Here is a 17,155-nt window from a genome sequence, read left to right on the forward strand (position 1 = left end):
GAGAGGGGCTCAGTCGTGATCGAACAGCCGGCGTACACCGGGTTCGGGTTCTCCGACGAGGAGTGGGGGCTGCTGGTCGGCCTGCCGCAGTCGGTCCTGACCGCGGCCAGCGCCGCCGAGTCGGACGGCGCCCGGCGCACCCGCGCCGAGAACGCGGCCGGGCTGGAGACCATCGCCGCCGGCCGGGAGTCGGCGAGCCCGCTCGTCGCCGCCGTCGCCGGGGAGATCGTCTCCCGGGTGGGTGACCCGGAGGCCGGCGAGGAACTGCCGGTGATCTCGCCGGCCGACCCGCAGGCGCTCATCGACGACGTGCTGGTCCGGGCCGGGCAGGCGGCCACCCTGCTGGCCGCGAAGGTGGACGAGGGCGAGGCCGGGGCGTACCGGCACTGGCTGGTGGAGATCGCCGAGCAGGTGGTCGGGGCGGCGTCCAGCGGGGGGCTGCTCGGCATCGGCGGCGACCAGGTCAGCGACTCGGAGCGCAAGTTCCGCGACCGGCTCTCGCACGTCCTCAACGACTGACATCGCGTACGGCGACGGGCCGGGCCAGCCTCACGGCGGCCCGGCCCGCGCTGTAACCCGTACCAGTGCTCACGCATTGGTCAACGCCCACGGTGGGTCCTGCCCGGTGGCCGGCGCCCACCCATGGCAACTGCGATCTGATCGAGGGTGGTCCGCGCGCGCTCCGTATAAGGGTGCTGCTGACCAAGAGTGGTTCGCAGTTTCCGATGTGCTGCTTCAGCGAATCGACGAGCGGAAAGCAACTGCCCGCGCCGCCCCAATATTTGGGCGAGATTCACCATGCCCGAAAGCGTATCAGGATGATCCTCGCCGAGGATCCGTACACGTCGCCGATACATATCCTCCATAACCTCCAACGCCCGCCTAAAATCCCCTACATCACCCAACGCGACAGCCAAATTACTCGCAGCCGTCAACGCGTCAGGATGATCCTCACCCAAAACCCGAACCCGCCGCCCATACACATCCTCCGCAACCTCCAACGCCCGCCTAAAATCCCCTACATCACCCAACGCGACAGCCAAATTACCCGCAGCCGTCAACGCGTCAGGATGATCCTCACCCAAAACCCGAACCAGCCGCCCATACACATCCTCCGCGATCTCCAATGCCCGCCCAAACTCCCCCACACTACCTAAAGAACTGGCCAAATTACTCGCAGACGTCAACGCGTCAGGATGATCCCCACCCAAAACCCGAACCCGCCGCCCATACACATCCTCCGCAACCTCCAACGCCCGCCCAAACTCCCCCACACTACCTAAAGAACTGGCCAAAATACTCGCAGACGTCAACGCGTCAGGATGATCCCCACCCAAAACCCGAACCCGCCGCCCATACACATCCTCCGCAACCTCCAACGCCCGCCCAAACTCCCCCACCCTACCTAAAGAACTGGCCAAATTACTCGCAGACGTCAACGCGTCAGGATGATCCCCACCCAAAACCCGAACCCGCCGCCCATACACATCTACATTGATTTCGAGTGCCCGCTGATGGTTCCCGAAAGCACTCTGAACTACCGCAAGGTCGGAGGCAGTGCGGAGGGTATCGGGATGGTCATGGCCGAGAATACTGATCTGGCGGGTGAGGGTGTCGTCGATCAGAGGACGAAGCCGGTCGAACTGGCCCAGGTCGCGGTAGGCCCAGACCAGTTCAGTGGCAGCGCGCAGAGTGTCCACATGATCCGGGCCGTGTCGCTTCTTCCACTCCTGGTAGAGGTTGTCGGCTAGTTGCTGGGCGGGGCGGCTGTCGCCCCTGCAGAGCAGGTAGACGATGGCATCCCGGGACCGGAGGCGAAGATCGGGGTTATCGGTGCGCGCGGGATCCGCTGCCAGCAGGTGGGGCAGGATCATGCTCCACTGCGGCCAGGTTGCAGTGTCCCGGGGATTACCCGGGTCGACGGTGCCGAGCGCCGCCTCGATGCGCGCCCGCAGCTCGGCAGCGACGGTGGGATCGATCTGGTCCCGGATGATCGCCTGGACCAGTCGATGGACGGTGATCGTCCCGAGTTCGACCCGGGCCAGCCCGGAGGCACCGACGGCACTGATGGATCGCTGGCGCTGGAGCGGCTTGTCAATGATCTGCGCCAGCGGTGCGAGGATCTCCAGTTGCAGGTCGGCATGCCGGGCGATGGTGATGACGAGGTCGGTCGGCACCGGCTCGGGTGCCAGGAACGCACACAGGTGGAGGACGGCGAGCGCGGCGGGATCCTTGGCCCCCAGCGCCGTGGTGCTCAGGGCGGCAGCCGCCGCCAGGGAATGCGGGTAACCTGCCAGCTGCCCCTCGTCGAGCACCGCAAGCGTCTCCTCCCGGAGCACCTGTCGGTATTCGGTAACAGACATGCCGAACTCGGCCAGGTAGCTCGCCGCCTGCGCCAGCGCCAAGGGCAGGTCACCCAGGTCCTCGGCGAGCTGACCGGCCTCCATCGCGCTGATCCTGGCAAGGCGCAGCGTCAGCAGTTCCACCGCCTCAGCACGCGGAAGGACCTCCAGCTCTAGGGTCCGGGCTAGCTGTCCCCAGCTCGTGGTGCGGGAAGTGACGAGCACATGCCCCTCGCCGTCCGGCAACCAGGGGCGGAGGTCCTCGGGTTTCTCCGCATTGTCAAAGATCAGCAGCCAGCGGTCCCGGCTCCGGAGGTACTCCTTGACCTTGCTTTGGGCGATCACGCTGTCCACTTGGGCGTCGAGCACGCCCAGCGCGGTCCCGAGCGCGCTGAACTGCTCACCGATGGCCCCGGACTGTTCCGCAGAGATCCACCACACGACGTCGTAGTCGGCACGGTGCAGGTTCGCGTACTCCAGGGCCAACTGGGTCTTGCCGACCCCGCCGATGCCGTGGATCGCCTGCACGCCGGCAGCGCCACCGGACGACAGCCGGGTTCGCAGCTCGGCCAGTTCGCTCCCCCGACCGGCGAAGTTCGGATCCCGGGGCCGGAGGTTCCACACCGGCGACGGCCGGTCCGCTGCGGCGGCGGGCCGATCGGTGGCGGGCCGGGGATCGGGTACGCCTTTGGTGTTGATGAAGTTGTTGATCTGGAGACCGTTACCCACCCCGGCACTCGTGCCGTGCCCCTCGGCCTGCATCCGCTGAGTCACCGTCGGAGGACCATCTGTCGGCTCGTCACCTGTCCCGCGACCGTGTGACGGCTCGGCCACAGGAACACCGGACGGTTCAGTCATCGGCGCGCGCCTCTGCGGTGCCGAACGTGTTGATCTGGCTGCCGTGGCCCAGCACAGCCTGCCGCGCGTTGCCGGAGGCGGTGGCATGCTGTACAACGTGACCGGCAGAGCGGACCCCGGCGCTCGCGGCGACCTGCCGTACCAGCGTCTCCAGTTCGGCGGCGGCAGCCGGTTGCTCGATCAGCAGGTCCTCTAGCCGGCCCGCCCACAGCGCCTCGTGCTGTGCACGCACCCGGTCGCCGTCCGCGCCCGCCGTCTCCACCGCGCCACGGGTCCGCTCCAACTGTTGCGTCACCGCGTCCTCTCTCGCCCGGTCACCCCGGCCGAGCAACCGCACGAAGCCGGTTTTCGCCAGCCCCCACGCGTCCTGGGCTACCGCGCCCACCAGTGCCGCACCACCGGCTCCAGCCAACACGAGCAGTTCCTCCGCCGCCATCACAGCCCCCTGATCGGTCGCCCACATGCCCAACCCATAGGAGTATCGCAACCTGTCGACGCCAGACACCCTGGACGGGCGGACGCCGCCCCGGAGTCGGGAGACCGACATCGAAGACCACCCAAAAGGCCAATAACGCACCCGGTCTGCTCTCGGGAACCGTTGCCCTTCTTCAGCGGCGTGGCGGACGTGGGGCGGTCGCCACGGCACCGCAGAGCGGGCAGCGACCGTCGGGCGCGGATCGCTCGGCGCGGCGGGCGTCGAGGATCAGTCGGTTGCGGATCTGGGCCAGGGACAGGAACGGCGCGGTCATGCTCAGGTCACCCGGAGGGCGGCGGCGAGCTGGATGATCGCGGCTGATGCCCGTGGGTCGTGGGCCAACTGGGCGAGCACCGATCGAGCGGCAGGCCGGTGGCGCACCTCGGCGGGGGCGGCGTGCTCGGCGGCCATGAGGGCGCGGCCGGCGTTGACCGGGCCGCCTGTGTGCAGGTAGGCGCGGGCGGCGTCGAGCAGGTGCCCGGCGCGGTGTTCGGCGGGTAGCCACCGCCAGCCGTCGCGGGCGATGACCTTCTCGTGCCAGGCCACCGCCGTACCGGCATCGCCCAGATCCAGAGCGGCGACGACCCGGGCCAGTCCACCGCGACCGGCCCAAAGGCGGTCCGATAGTGGTCGTGGCCGTCGCCGACCCGGGCCGCCATCTCGGCGGCCTCGTCGAGCAGGTCGGCCGTGGCGTGATCGTCGCCGTCTCGGGCTGCGGCCAACGCGGCCTCAATGACCAGGGCACCGCACAGCGACAGCGCCGGGGCGGGCAGGTCGTCGAGGTCGGGCGGAGCGATCCGGTACGCGGCGGCCAGCGCTGTGGACCTCGCCGCCCGTGCCCGCCCCGAAGCGCGGAGCACCTGGCCAAGTTGCACGGCAGCGGTGGCCACCAGCACCGCCTCACCGGCCGCAATGGTCATCGCCCGGTCGGCAGCCAACCACGCCATTTCTACCTCACCCAGCTTGACCAGCAGTGACGCGGTGACCCGGTACGCCTCCACCAGCATCGACCGCCCCGCCACCGGATTGTCCGCGTAGACACCCTGCGCGGCGACCACCAAACCCGGAAGCAGCCTGGTCACCTGCGGGTAGCGGGCGTGCCGGAACGTGCCCCAGGCGTACGTGACGTCCCGTGCCAGCCGATCCGCCGACAGCACCTGACCCCGCACTGTCGAACGACCCACCGCGATGTCGTACGTCGACAGCGCCTCTCGGACCCGTTCCACTCCCTCGACCGGACCGGACACGTCCACTGCCTGGAGGTCCCGGCCGAGCAGCACACCCGGGTCGATGCGCAGGACAGCGGCGATGTCCTGAAGTGTGGACACCTTGTCCAGCGTCCGGACACCCCGCTCGACCTTGTCCACCCAACTCTTCGACTTACCCAACCGGTCGGCGAACACCTGCTGCGACAACCCACGCCGCCCCCGCCAGTGCGCCACCCGCCGACCGACCGGCAACAACTCACCGCCCGCCACGACGCCACCGCCGATCCGGCACCGCCCGCGTCGTCTCCTCCACCGGTATCCGCTCCGCCTCGGCCTGCGCGAGCAGCCGTTGCCGCGCCGCCTCCCGCTCCGCCGCCTGAATCCGCTCACCCCGGCTCGCACCCGGATCACGTTCTTCGTCGCCCACCTGCGTCCCCTTCGCATGGGCGCGGCGGTACGAGATGAAGCTGCCGCCGCGCACGATCAGCGGCACGGCGACGGCCGGTCACCAGACCGACGAGGTGTCACCATGCCGTGATCAAGACGCTACGGAGCGCACGTGGAAGGGTTGGAACGCTTACGCACCACCCGTGGTCAGGCTCATCCTTTCGCAGAGACCTCGCAGCTCGGGCGAGGTCGCCCCCTTACGCAACAATGACCGCGCCGTCTCCCGGGCGGCGACCGACGAGCGGGCATGTTGCGGCCCGATCCGCTCCGCAGTGAGCAGCATCCGTACGGCGTCACGATCCCGACCGGTACCCTCGGCCGCCCGGCTCATGTCGAGCCAGAAGTACACCTGGCGCACCGCCGGCAGACCCGTCAGCTCCACACCCGCCGCAGTCCGCATCGCCAGTTCCGGACGGCCCGTGTCGAGCTGGAACGCCATCGTCCACAGGGCCACGTTCCGGGGACCCCAGACGAGATCCCAGCTCTCGGTCTCCCCGGTGTGCGCGGCGATCCGCGCCGCCTCGGCGAGATGATCCTCGGCACCGACCCGGTCCCGCAGACCGGCGAGATGGTGCGCCCGCGCCAGGTGCAGGAAACCCAGCACGTCCAACGCGCCGTCGGCGGCGCTACCGGCAAGATCGGCAGCAGCCGCGTCACACCACGCGCGGGCCGGCCCGTAAGCCCCGGAGTAGGCCGACACCCGCGCCCGGTTGGCCGCCGCCACCCCGACCGCCACCCCGTCGTCGAGCAACCCGGCAGCCTCGGCACAACGCTCGGCAGCCAGCCAGGCATGGGCCGGATAGCTGACGTTCAGCAACGACCCCATGGCCACGCCGTACACCGGCACCATCTCCGACAACGCCGCCCGCCGGTCCGTCAGGGCGTGCATCGCCGGCACGAGATCCACCAGCCGCCGCAACGCACCCGCGTAATCACACCGCCCATACAGACCACGCACCAACGCCGCCTCGCGACGCACCTGCTCGACCGTCGCCGTCGCCTCGGAACGCTGGGCCATCGGCGTGTCCATCATGACCCGCCACACCCGCTCGGCGTCGATCCGGGCGGCGTCGAGCTGCCGATCAGCCGGCGTGTACGCCTGACCCGTCAGGTCGACCACCGAACACTCCAGGGCCGCCGCCAGATCCACCACCATGTACCGGTCGGTGCGCTGCCGCCCCCGCTCGATACGCGACCACGACGTATGGGAGATGCCCGCCCGGCTGGCCGCGTACCGCACGCTCCAACCACGCAACTCCCGGCGAGCACGAATACGATCACCGATCGACGGATCGTCAGGAATAGAGCGACGAGGCATCAGCACACTCCCCCGGTGACACGAGATCCCCACCGGCCGAAACCGACAGGCTTCCACCACGGAACGTACACCCGCACCACCGGATGCGTGACACCCTGCGCTGCCACCGGCCGGCGCTCAAGAACGACGCCGAGCGAGCGTGAGCCAGTTGATCGACTCAATGTCGCTGACAGAGTGGTATCCCCGGCGCTCCAATGCCGCCATTTCGGCGCAACAGCGGCATCGGCACCCTCCGCGACCACACCCGACACCCCCCGCGACCCCCGTGCGGAGCGGGCCGGTGGGGTCTTCGTCCAGAATGGAGGGGAAGTGCCCGCCGACGGGGGAGGCCGGACATGGTGCACCGCACGGTGATCGACACTGAACAACTGCCACCGACGGAACGGTTCGGGATGTGGCTGGACCTGGTCGCCCGGACCGCCGCGCCGCTGCGCATCCGCTCCGACCACCAGCACGACTTCCGGGCCCGCGCCGAGTTCGTCGAGCTGGGCCCCATCCGGCTGGTGCGCTACCGCTACCCGTCACTGGAGGCGGTCCGCACCCCGAAGCTGGTCCGCCGCACCGAGGTGGACTTCCACATGCTCGCCCTCACCACCAGCGGCACCGGCGTCGCCGGGCAGGCCGGGCGGGAGAGCCGGATCGGCGCCGGTGAGTTCACCTTCTACGACGGTTCCCGGCCACACGAGGTGAGCCACCTCGGCGACGGCAACGGTGCGGAGCACGCCGCCTCGATCGTCGCCCTGGTCCCGTACGGGGCGATCCCGCTCACCCCGGACCAGCTCGCCCCGCTGCTGGCCGGCCGGATGTCGGCGAGCGAGGGGATCGGCGCGCTGATCGCCCAGTACCTGACCCGGATCACCACCCATCCGGAGCAGTACCAGCAGGCCGACGCCGAGCGGCTGGGCGGGGTGGCGCTGGACCTGATCTCCACCATGCTCGGCCGGTACCTGGTCGCCGAGGACGAGATGCCCCGCGAGGTACGCCGCCGGGCACTGCTCGCCCAGGTGCGGGCGTACGTCCAGCGGCACCTCGGTGACGCCGGGCTGACCCCGGCCGCCATCGCCGAGGCGCACCACATCTCGGTACGCAGCCTGCACCGGCTCTTCGAGGAGGAGCACGCCACGGTGGCGTCGTACATCCGGGAGCTGCGGTTGGAGCGGTGCCGGCGGGACCTGGCCGACCCGGCGCTCGCCCACCGGCCGGTGCAGGCCGTCGCCGCGCGCTGGGGTTTCCGGGACAAGGCCCACTTCAGCCGGGCGTTCCGGGCTGCCCACCAGCTCACCCCGCAGGCGTACCGGACGCTGCACCTGCAACAGGCACGGATCGTCAACAGCACGGCGTCCGCAGTCAACCCGGGACCGACATACTGACGGTGGGCCGGCGGTCACCCGACCGGTCGGCCCGACGGTAACGGGGGACCGCGGCGTGGCGTCCGTGACCCATCCGGGTCACGGACGGCCGCCCGGTGCCGCAGCCCGCCCGGCACGCGACCGCCGTCGCCCGGGATGGCCTCCCGGCCGCACCGGCCCCGACCCCGTCGCGCCTCCCCCAGGACCTGCGGCGGGGTCGGTCAGGTCTCCTCCAGCAGCTCCAGCACCAACCGTTCGACCTGCTCCCGCGGGGCGTCGGCGGGCACCGGCAGCACCACGCCGTCGTGGTAGAGGTCGACCACCCGGGGATCCACGTACGACGTGCGGGCCACCGTGGGGGTGTTGCCGAGCAGGTCGGCGACCTCCCGCATCACCCCGGCCACCGCCCGGCGACGCGCCGTCACCGAACGCTGCGTCCCCACGGTCGCCAGTTCGGCGGCCGCCCGGACGGTGGCGTGCCAGGTGCGGAAGTCCTTCGCGGTCATCTCGCCGCCGCTGGCGTCGCGCAGGTAGCCGTTGACCTCGTCGCTGCGCACGTCCCGCCAGGTCCGCCCGTCCCAGTAGCCGAAGAGCCGTTCCTCGGTACGCCGTCGCCGCCGCAGGGTGGTCAGCACCCGGCACAGTTGCGGGTCCTCGATCCGACGGACCTGTTCGATACCGCCCTTGGCCGGGAACTCGAAGACCACGCAGCCGCCCCGGGACCGGGCGTGCTCCGGGCGCAGGGTGGACACGCCGAAGGTGGCGTCCTCCCCGACCGCGTACTGCTCGTTGCCGACCCGGAAGGCGCCCATGTCGAGCAGCCGGGCGACGGTGGCCAGCACCCGGTCCCGGTTCAGCCCCCGCCCGGTCAGGTCACCGGCGATCCGGTCGCGCAGGGTCGGCAGCCGACGGGCCACCTCCAGCACGTGGTCGAACTTCGCCTCGTCCCGCTTGCGCCGCCACTGCGGGTGGTAGAGGTACTGCCGTCGGCCGGCGACGTCGGTGCCGGTGGCCAGGATGTGCCCGTTGGGGTACGGCGCGATCCACACGTCGGACCAGGCCGGCGGGATGACCAGCTCGGACAGCCAGGCCAGCGTGTCCGGGTCCCGGACCCGCTCACCGTTGCGGTCCAGGAAGGTCCAGCCCTTGCCGCGCCGGCGACGCCCGTAGCCCGCCCGACCCGGATCACTGCGCCTCAGTCGCACCTCAGACCCGTACCGTTTCCTCGGCCTCGTCCACGGCGGCCAGCACCCGGTCGACCGGGAGCGCCGCCCATCTCGCCGCCGTACCTACCCCCGGCCCGGCGGCACAATCCTCGCCCGCGGCCCAGAGCACCCGGTGCCACGGCCGGTCGGCCGGCGGGCCCCAGCGGGCCGGCGGCACCGGGCCGAACAGCAGCACCGACGGGACCCGGTAGGCGGTGGCCAGGTGACCGACCCCGGTGTCCCCGCTGACCACCAGCCGGGCGGCGGCCACCAGGGCGGCCAGCTCACCCAGGTCGGTCCGGCCGGCCAGCACCGCCGAGCGGGGCAGGCCGGCGTCGGCCGCCACCCGGTCGGCCAGGTCCCGTTCGCCGGCCGAGCCGGTCACCACCACCCGGTGCCCCCGGTCGGCCAGCCGCCGGGCCAGCGCGGCGAACCGGTCCGCCGGCCACCGCTTCGCCTCCACCTTGCTGCCCGGGTGCACCACGGTCACCCCGGCCGGCAGCCGGCCGGACGGCGGGCGGTGCAACGCCAGGTCGGTGCGGTCGGCCGGGATGCCGTACCAGTCGAGCAGCCGGCACCAGCGGTCCACCTCGTGCTCGTCGTCGTCCCAGTCGGGTCCGTCGCGGTGCCCGGCGGGCGGGCACCGGAAGGCCACCAGCCGGCCCGCGCCGGCCAGCATCCGGTGCGACCCCGGCCCGCGTCCGTGCAGGTTGACCGCCACCTCCGGCGGCGGCCCGGACCACGGCGGCACGCCATCCGGGGGCGGGCCGGGCCACCGGCCGGCCGACGACGGGACGGGCCAGGGCGGCGGGCCGAGGTCGTCGGTGGGCAGCAGCCGGTCGACCCCGCCGACCAGTTCGACGAGCGGACCCAGCCAGGCCGGCGCGGCCAGCACCAGTTCCTCGTCGGGGTGCCCGGTCCGCAGGGCACGCAGCGCGGGCACCGCCGTGGCCAGGTCACCGACGCCGAGCGCCCGCAGCACCAGGATCACGGGTACGAGGTCTCCTGCTCGGCGCAGACCACCAGTTCCCGCACGGCGCTGCCGGGCGGCTGGGAGAGCGCGAACATGATCGCGGCGGCGGTGTCGGCCGGGTCGTTGAGCTTCGCGTCCGGGCCCGGACGGTACTGCGGGTCACGGTCGTCGAAGAACGCGGTCCGCATCCCGCCGGGGATGAGCAGGGTCACCCCGACGCTGCCGGCCAGCTCGGCGGCGAGCGACCGGGTGAACCCGACCACCCCGAACTTCGCCGCGCAGTACGCGGTGGCGTCCCCGACCGCCTTGACGCCCAGGGTGGAGGCGACCGTGACGACGTTGCCCCGGGACGCCTCCAGGTAGGGCAGCGCCGCCCGGACCACCGCCACCGTGGCGAGCAGGTCCACCACGACGATCCGTTCCCAGGTGTCGCGGGGGACGTCGGCCAGTTTGCCGGGCACGTCCATGCCGGCGGCGGTCACCACCGCGTCCAGCCCGCCGACCCGCTCGGCCAGGTCCCGGGTGGCGTCCTCGGCGGCCCGGGTGTCGGCCAGGTCGCACTCGATCCACGGCACCCCGTCGTCGGGGGGCCGCCGGTCCAGCACCAGCGGTCGTCCGCCGGCTTGCGCGACGGCGGTGACCACCGCCGCGCCGAGGCCGCTCGACCCGCCGGTGACCAGGACGGCCGGACCGGCACCGGGTGGACTGCTGCTCATCGTGCTCCCTCCGTCGTCGGATGCGCCGGCCGGGACCCGGCGGGTTCCGGCCGCGCGCCACCGGCCGGGCCGGTGCGCCGGCGCTCACCCCGGGCCGCCGCGATCATGTCGGTGGTGGAGCGCCCGTCCAGGTACGGCACCACCACGCTGTCCCCGCCCCACCGGCGCAACAGCTCGCCCTCCGGCAGGCCCGGCCCGCCACCGACGCCGGTGGCGTAGTCCCCGCCCTTGACCCAGACGTCGGGCCGCAGCCAGCCCAACGTCGCGTGCGGGGTGGGCTCGTCGAAGACCACCACCGCGTCGACGCAGCTCAACGCCGCGAGCAGCCGGGCCCGGTCGCCCTGCGGGATCACCGGCCGGTCGGGGCCCTTGAGGCCGGTGACGCTGGTGTCGGAGTTCAGGCAGACCACCAGGCAGTCGCCGAGCTGCCGGGCGGCCTGCAACGTCGCCACGTGCCCGGCGTGCAGCAGGTCGAAGCAGCCCCCGGTGGCGACCACGGTGCCGCCGGCCGCGCGGACCTCGGCCACCACCGCGCCCGCCGCGGCGGCCCCGATCCGTTCCCCGCCGCCGACCAGCACCGGCGGGCAGTCCCGCACCGGTACGGGCAGCGCGGCGGCCACTCCGCCGTCCGCCACGTACGTCGACGCCGCCCCGACGGCCGCCTGGACCGCCTCGGAGACCAGCGCGCCCCCGGCGAGCGCCACCGCGGCGGCCGAGGCGAACCGGTCCCCCGCCCCGCAGGTGTCCCCCTCGGCGCTGACCGGCGCGGAGACCATCAGCGGCGTCGCCCCGGCGGAGCAGAGCAGCGCGCCGTCGCCCCCGAGGGTGACCACCACCGCGCCGGCCCGCCAGCGTTCCCGCAGCCCCTGGCCGGCGCGGGCGGCGACCGCCAGCCGGGACCCGCCCGGCGGCACCTTGGCCAGTTCCCGGGCCTCCGGCTCGTTCGGGGTGACCAGCCGCACCCCCGGCACCGCGACCGGACCCCGGGGGTGCGGGTCCCAGACCACCGGGGCGCGGGTCGCGGCCAGCGCCGCCCGCAGCGCCGGCTGTCGGGCCACCCCCCGGCCGTAGTCGCTGACCAGCACGGCGGACGCCCCGGCGAGCAGCCGCAGCACCGCCTCGGTGGGCGGGCCGGGTTCGCCCGCCACGCCGCCCCGGTCGTGGCGCAGCAGCACCCGGCCCCGGGCCCGCAGCCGGACCTTCTCCGGGGTGGCCCCGGCCAGCGGCAGGCCGTACACCTGCACCCCGGCGGCGGTGAGCAGGGAGCTGAGCCGGGCCGCCCCGGCGTCGTCGGCGAGCGCGGTCACCAGCGCCACCTCGGCACCCGCGGCGGCGGCGAACACGGCGGCCAGGCCGGCCCCGCCGGGCCGGTCGGCGGCGGCCGTCTCGTCCAGCACCGGCACCGGCGAGTCGGGGCACAGCCGGTTCACCACCCCCTCGACGTCCCGGTCGAGCAGGGTGTCCCCGATCACCACCAGCGGGCCCCTCACGCCGGGTCCCCGCGTCGCCCGTCGGCCGCCGGGTCGACGACCACCTCCACCCCGGCCCGTACCGGCCCGTCGTCGGCCACCGGCCGGTCCGCCGCCCCGGGCGGGTCCACCGGGGGGCCGGCGGGGTCCACGGGCGGGGCCGGCGACGCGGCGGCGGTGGCCGCCGCCTGGCCGGCCAGCGCGGTCAGCGCCGTGGGCAACGCCCGGTCGACGTACTCGCAGAGCACGTGGGTGGAGACCAGGTGCAGTTCCTGCACCACCTGGCTGTCCGGCGAGACGACGCCCAGCGCCTCGTGGCAGGCGTCGGCGAGCGGGTTCGGCGTCGGGCCGGTGAACGCCCAGCAGCGCAGCCCGACCTCCCGGGCCGCCGCCACGGCGGCGAGCAGGTTGCCGCTGGACCCGCTGGTGGACATCAGCAGCAGGACGTCACCGGGACGGCCGTGGGCCCGCACCTGCCGGGCGAAGACCTCGTCGTAGCCGTAGTCGTTGCCGATCGCGGTCAGCGCGGAGGTCTCGGCGTGAAGGGCGATCGCCGACAGCGGCCGGCGCTCGTCGCGCAGCCGGCCGACCAGTTCGGCGGTGAGGTGCTGGGCCTCGGCGGCGCTGCCCCCGTTGCCGGCGACCAGCAACCGCCCGCCGCCGACCAGGATGCCCGCCAGCTCGGTGCCCCAGCGGGCCAGCAACGGCTCCGCCGCACGGTACGGCAGCAGCGCCTCGGCCAGCAGGGTCAGGTGCGCGTCGAGCAGGCCGGCCCGCGCCGCCCGGGTCGAGGTCGTCATCAGGCGACCACCCGGCTCGGCTTGCGTACGGCGGCGACCTCGGCGTACACCTCGGTCAACCGGTCGGCGGCGGTGGCCCACGAGTAGCTGCGGCGGGCCCGCTGCAACGCGGCGGTGGCGTAGCCGTAGCGGCGGGCCGGGTCGCCGAGCAGGCCGGCCAGCGCGTCGCCCAGCGCCTGCGGGTCGCGGGCCGGCACCAGGTCACCGGTCACCCCGTCGACCACGGTGTCCCGGATGCCGCCGACCGCCGTGCCGACGACGGGCACCCCGCAGGCCATCGCCTCCAGCGGGGTCAGCCCGAACGGCTCGTACCAGGGGGCGGCGACCAGCACGTCGGCCGACCGGTACCAGCGGCCCATCTCCTCCCGGGGCACCGCCCCGACCAGCCGGACCCGGTCGGCCACCCCGCAGCTACCGGCGAGCGCCCGCAGCCGCCGGGCGTACGGGTCGGTCTCCAGCAGCCCGGCGGGCGGCCCGCCGACGACCACGCACTCGGCGTCGGGCACCAGTGCCATCGCCCGGATCACCGTCTGGAAGCCCTTGCGTTCCACCAGCCGGCCGACGGTGAGCACCCGGGGCCGGTCGGCGTCGCGGTCCACGGCCGGGCCGAGCGGGGCGAAGGTGTCCAGGTTCACCCCGGACGGCACGACGGTCATCCGGGACCGGGGGACGCCGAGCCGGACCAGCTCCCCCACCTCGTCGCGGCACTGGGCGACGACCCGGTCGACGGCGCACCCCAGTTCCCGTTCGTAGCCGATCCGCCGGGCCGGGCTGGTGTCCTGCACCCCCTGGTGACGTCGCTTGACCGTGCCCAACGCGTGGTACGTCTGCACCACCGGCACCCCGGTCTGCCGGCCGGCGGCCAACGCGGCCAGCCCGCTCATCCAGAAGTGCGCGTGCACCACCTCGGGCACCCAGTCCCCGCCCCGCCAGCGGCCGGTGAGCCAGTGGCTGAACTCCTTCATGTGCGGCAGCAGGGCGTCCTTGGCGACCGGTTCGGCCGGCCCGGCGGGCACGTGCACCACCTCGTACCCGTCCGGGGCGCGCACGGCGACCGGCAGGTCGACGGCGTCGCGCCGGGTGTAGACCCGGACGTCGTGGCCGGCCGCCACCAGCGCGGCGGAGAGTTCCGCGACATGCGTGTTCTGCCCACCGGCGTCCTCACCGCCCAGCACGGCGAGCGGGCTGGCGTGCTCGGAGATCATCGCGATGCGCATACTTCCTCCTCCAGCAGGCGGTCCCAGTCGGCGAGGAAACGGTCCAGGCCGTAGCGGCCCAGTGCGGCGGTACGCGCCTGCGCGCCCGCCCGGCGGGCCTCGGCGGGGTCGGCGACGAACCGGGCGGCGGCGGCCAGCAGGGTGTCGACCCGGGTGGACAGCGCCCCCGCCCCGGGGGGCACCGCCTGCACGGCCTCGGTGGTGGCCAGCGCGACCACCGGCATGCCGATGGTCATCGCCTCGATCAGGCTCAACCCGAGCGAGGTCCACCGGCACAGGTGCAGGTAGGCCCGCCGCCGGGCCAGCTCGGCGTGCATCCGGTGCTGCGGGACGTCGTCGTGGCTCCGCAGCCGGTCGGCCGGCAGTCCGAGATGGTCGGCGAGCCCGGCCACCTTCATGCCGAAGACATCCAGCGGGGCGATCTCGGCGAACCGGGCCAGCAGGTCGGTGCCGGTGATCCGGCCGCGGCGTACCGGCTCGTTGATCACCACGGCGAGCCGGTCCAGCTCACCGGTCCAGGTCACCGACGGCGGCACCACGCCGTGTTCGACGACGGCGGTGCGGGTGGACCCGTTGTCCCAGAACAGCTCGTTGAAGTGGGTGACGTGGGTGAGCAGCAGGTCGTCCCGGTCGGCCATCGGGTGCCGGGTGTTCGGCACGTCGCCCTTCGGGGTGTTGTGCTCGACGTAGACCGCCGGCACGGCCCGACCCACCGGCCGGCCGAGCCACTCACCGGCCAGGTCGTGCTCCTCGGGGCGTTGCAGCAGCACCACGTCGACATCGGCGTGACGCAACTGCTGCGGGGTCACCTCGACGGCGCTGTCCGGCCACGGGTAGGTGCGCGCCCGGCCCAGCCCGTACGGGCCCCGGTCGGGGGTGACCGGCACCAGGTAGCGGTGCTTGCCGTGCACGAAGGACGTGGTCCAGGAGCCGTGCACGTGCCAGAGCAGGATGTTCATCGGTCACTCCCCCGCCCTGCGGTCACCGGCGGCGCATCGGCCAGAGCGTCGGCGGGGACGCCGAGCAGGCGTACCGCGTCGAGGACCCGGCCCGGCTCGACGGCCGACAGGCAGGGGTGGCCGGGCACCGGGCAGACCGTGGCCCGGGTGTCCCGGCAGGGCGCGGCGGCGTCGCCCAACCGGACCGTCGGCACCCGGTAGGGCCCCCACTGTCCGTAGGGGACGGTGGGGGCGAACAGGCTGACCACCGGCACGCCCAGCGCGGCGGCCAGGTGCGCCGGCCCGGTGTTGCCGACCACCAGCGCACCGGCGTCGGCGAGCACCCCGGCCAGGTCGGCCAGACCCGTCCGGCCGCCCAGGTCGAGGCCGGTGTCGCCGGCCACCCGGGCGGTCAGCGCCGTCTCGTCGGGCCCGCCGGTGACCGCCACCCGGTGACCGGCGGCGGTGAGCGTCCGCACGATCCGGGCCGCCAACTCGGGTGGCACGGCCCGGCTCGGCACCGCCGAACCGGGGTGCAGCACCAGGTACCCGGGGTCGCCGAGCCCGGCCGGCGGGGGCGGCACCCGGTCGGCGCGGACCCGCAGTCGCGGATCGTCGCCGGCCGGCAGCGCGAACCCGGCGGCGGCGGCCAGCGACAGCGCCCGCTCCGGCTCGGGCAGCCCGGCGGGAACCCGGTGCCGCACGTCGAGCAGCGAGCCCGGGTAGTCGTCACTGATCGCGCTGACCCTCGGCACGCCGGCCAGCCGCAGCAGCAGCGCCAGCGGCAGCGGTGACTGGTGGAAGGAGGTGAACACGACCGCCTCGTCGGCGCGGACGGCACGCAGCCGGTCGGTGAGCCGGTCGATGTCCTGCGGGTCGACCGGGTCGGGTGCGCCGTCGATCCAGGGCAGCGGCCACTCGACGATCTCGTCGACGCCGGGCAGCAGGGCGGCGGCGGCGCGGCCCCGGGGGCCGCAGAGCAGCACGACCCGCTCGGCGTACGCGGCGACGGCCCGCACGGCCGGGCCGGTGACCAGGACGTCCCCGGCGGAGTCGCTGCGGACCACCAGCACGGTGCCGGCCCGGCGCGGCGGTGACCCGGCGACCAGGGCGGACCGGGTCAGGATCAGCTCCACGGCGGCGGGCAGGTCGGCGGCGACCTGCCCGGCGGCGGCCACCTCGACCGCCCGGGTGGTCGGGGTGGGCACGAGCACCCCGGCGGCACCGGCCGCGGCGGCGGCCCCCAGGTCGGCGGCGATGTCCCCCACCAGCACGCAGCGCTGCGGGGTGGTGCCGAGCGCCCGAGCGGCGGCGTGCACCATGCCGGGCGCGGGTTTACGGCAGGCGCAACCGGCCCGCTCGTCGTGCGGGCAGCACTGCCAGGTGTCGAAGGGGCCGAGCAGTTCCTCGACCCGGGCGTTGACCGCCCGCAACTGGGCGGCGGTGAACAGCCCCCGGGCCAGCCCCGACTGGTTGGTGACCACGCCGAGCCGCAGCCCGGCGGCGCGCAGCCGGTCCAGCGCCGCCCGCGCGCCGGGCACCGGCCGTACCTTGTCGGGGTCGCCGTTGTACGGCACGTCCTCGATCAGGGTGCCGTCGCGGTCGAGCAGCACCGCGTCGTACAGTGCGCGGCCGTCCCGGCCAGCGACCGGGTCAACCCGGCCTGACCTGCGCTGATACGGCTCCGCGTCCCGTCGCACGGGCGGCGGGTTCCCGAGGCCCCGGGGAGTAAACCTGGCCCTACCGGGCGGTACGCCGCCCGGCCCGCTCCCCGGCCCGCGCCGTCTGTTCGCCCGCGTCGGTGCAGCGTTACCCGTCGGCCCGGAGAAGCTAACGCGAC

At 73.7% G+C, this 17,155-nt stretch carries 16 protein-coding genes; 2 read left to right on the forward strand and 14 right to left on the reverse strand.

All coding sequences use genetic code 11. The features are described 5' to 3' along the window. The first annotated feature begins 15 nt into the window (after nucleotides 1–15). A complete protein-coding gene (locus ACN265_RS20830; protein WP_420116750.1) occupies nucleotides 16–519 on the forward strand; it encodes a hypothetical protein in 504 nt (167 codons plus the stop codon). Between the two features lie 80 nt (nucleotides 520–599). On the opposite strand, the gene fxsT is transcribed toward ACN265_RS20830, so the two are convergent. The 6 genes from fxsT to ACN265_RS20860 form a co-directional block, all read right to left on the reverse strand. Next, nucleotides 600–3,116: an FxSxx-COOH system tetratricopeptide repeat protein gene (gene fxsT / locus ACN265_RS20835; RefSeq protein ID WP_421409008.1), complete on the reverse strand. Its 2,517-nt coding sequence runs from the start codon at nucleotides 3,114–3,116 to the stop codon at nucleotides 600–602. Between the two features lie 76 nt (nucleotides 3,117–3,192). Then, nucleotides 3,193–3,636 carry a hypothetical protein gene (locus tag ACN265_RS20840; protein WP_421409009.1) on the reverse strand — a complete coding sequence of 148 codons (444 nt, stop codon included), beginning with the start codon at nucleotides 3,634–3,636 and terminating at the stop codon, nucleotides 3,193–3,195. A 172-nt stretch (nucleotides 3,637–3,808) separates the two neighbouring features. Further along, nucleotides 3,809–3,949 carry a hypothetical protein gene (locus tag ACN265_RS20845; protein WP_421409011.1) on the reverse strand — a complete coding sequence of 47 codons (141 nt, stop codon included), beginning with the start codon at nucleotides 3,947–3,949 and terminating at the stop codon, nucleotides 3,809–3,811. A gap of 7 nt (nucleotides 3,950–3,956) precedes the next feature. Then, nucleotides 3,957–5,153, reverse strand: coding sequence for a helix-turn-helix domain-containing protein (locus tag ACN265_RS20850; protein ID WP_421409012.1), 1,197 nt, complete (start codon nucleotides 5,151–5,153; stop codon nucleotides 3,957–3,959). Beyond that, complete coding sequence (locus ACN265_RS20855; protein ID WP_421409014.1) at nucleotides 5,140–5,376, reverse strand: hypothetical protein; 237 nt, start codon at nucleotides 5,374–5,376, stop codon at nucleotides 5,140–5,142. Before ACN265_RS20855 ends, ACN265_RS20850 begins: the two co-directional genes overlap by 14 nt. Nucleotides 5,377–5,460: 84 nt before the next feature. Beyond that, nucleotides 5,461–6,615: a helix-turn-helix domain-containing protein gene (locus ACN265_RS20860; protein WP_421411557.1), complete on the reverse strand. Its 1,155-nt coding sequence runs from the start codon at nucleotides 6,613–6,615 to the stop codon at nucleotides 5,461–5,463. 368 nt (nucleotides 6,616–6,983) lie between these two features. On the opposite strand from ACN265_RS20860, the gene ACN265_RS20865 reads away from it, so the two are divergent. Then, nucleotides 6,984–8,018, forward strand: coding sequence for a helix-turn-helix domain-containing protein (locus ACN265_RS20865; RefSeq protein ID WP_421409015.1), 1,035 nt, complete (start codon nucleotides 6,984–6,986; stop codon nucleotides 8,016–8,018). A gap of 200 nt (nucleotides 8,019–8,218) precedes the next feature. Here the strand turns inward: ACN265_RS20865 and ACN265_RS20870 are convergent, their stop codons facing one another. Genes ACN265_RS20870 through ACN265_RS20905 form a run of 8 tightly spaced genes read right to left on the reverse strand, consistent with a single transcriptional unit; the run spans nucleotide 8,219 to nucleotide 17,015 of the window. After that, nucleotides 8,219–9,202, reverse strand: coding sequence for a DNA topoisomerase IB (locus tag ACN265_RS20870; protein ID WP_421409017.1), 984 nt, complete (start codon nucleotides 9,200–9,202; stop codon nucleotides 8,219–8,221). 1 nt (nucleotide 9,203) lies between these two features. After that, complete coding sequence (locus ACN265_RS20875; RefSeq protein WP_420116007.1) at nucleotides 9,204–10,193, reverse strand: glycosyltransferase family 9 protein; 990 nt, start codon at nucleotides 10,191–10,193, stop codon at nucleotides 9,204–9,206. Beyond that, the gene (locus ACN265_RS20880; RefSeq protein ID WP_420116006.1) at nucleotides 10,190–10,891 is read right to left on the reverse strand and encodes an SDR family oxidoreductase; all 702 of its coding nucleotides are present in this window, start codon (nucleotides 10,889–10,891) and stop codon (nucleotides 10,190–10,192) included. The genes ACN265_RS20875 and ACN265_RS20880 overlap by 4 nt, the downstream gene beginning before the upstream one ends. Next, entirely contained in the window at nucleotides 10,888–12,381 is a 1,494-nt protein-coding gene (locus tag ACN265_RS20885) for a PfkB family carbohydrate kinase (protein WP_421409019.1), read from the reverse strand. The genes ACN265_RS20880 and ACN265_RS20885 overlap by 4 nt, the downstream gene beginning before the upstream one ends. Beyond that, on the reverse strand, nucleotides 12,378–13,160 hold the full coding sequence (locus tag ACN265_RS20890) for a D-sedoheptulose-7-phosphate isomerase (RefSeq protein WP_421409021.1): 783 nt from the start codon (nucleotides 13,158–13,160) through the stop codon (nucleotides 12,378–12,380). Before ACN265_RS20890 ends, ACN265_RS20885 begins: the two co-directional genes overlap by 4 nt. Beyond that, nucleotides 13,160–14,377: a glycosyltransferase gene (locus ACN265_RS20895; RefSeq protein WP_204927679.1), complete on the reverse strand. Its 1,218-nt coding sequence runs from the start codon at nucleotides 14,375–14,377 to the stop codon at nucleotides 13,160–13,162. The genes ACN265_RS20890 and ACN265_RS20895 overlap by 1 nt, the downstream gene beginning before the upstream one ends. Continuing rightward, nucleotides 14,362–15,336 (reverse strand): glycosyltransferase, encoded by a 975-nt coding sequence (locus ACN265_RS20900; protein ID WP_420119577.1) that lies wholly within the window; start codon nucleotides 15,334–15,336, stop codon nucleotides 14,362–14,364. The genes ACN265_RS20895 and ACN265_RS20900 overlap by 16 nt, the downstream gene beginning before the upstream one ends. Beyond that, nucleotides 15,333–17,015, reverse strand: coding sequence for an HAD-IIIA family hydrolase (locus ACN265_RS20905; RefSeq protein WP_421409024.1), 1,683 nt, complete (start codon nucleotides 17,013–17,015; stop codon nucleotides 15,333–15,335). Before ACN265_RS20905 ends, ACN265_RS20900 begins: the two co-directional genes overlap by 4 nt. Nucleotides 17,016–17,155 lie beyond the last annotated feature (140 nt).

The sequence above is a fragment of the Micromonospora sp. WMMD730 genome, assembly GCF_049178955.1.
Classification (GTDB): domain Bacteria; phylum Actinomycetota; class Actinomycetes; order Mycobacteriales; family Micromonosporaceae; genus Micromonospora; species Micromonospora wenchangensis.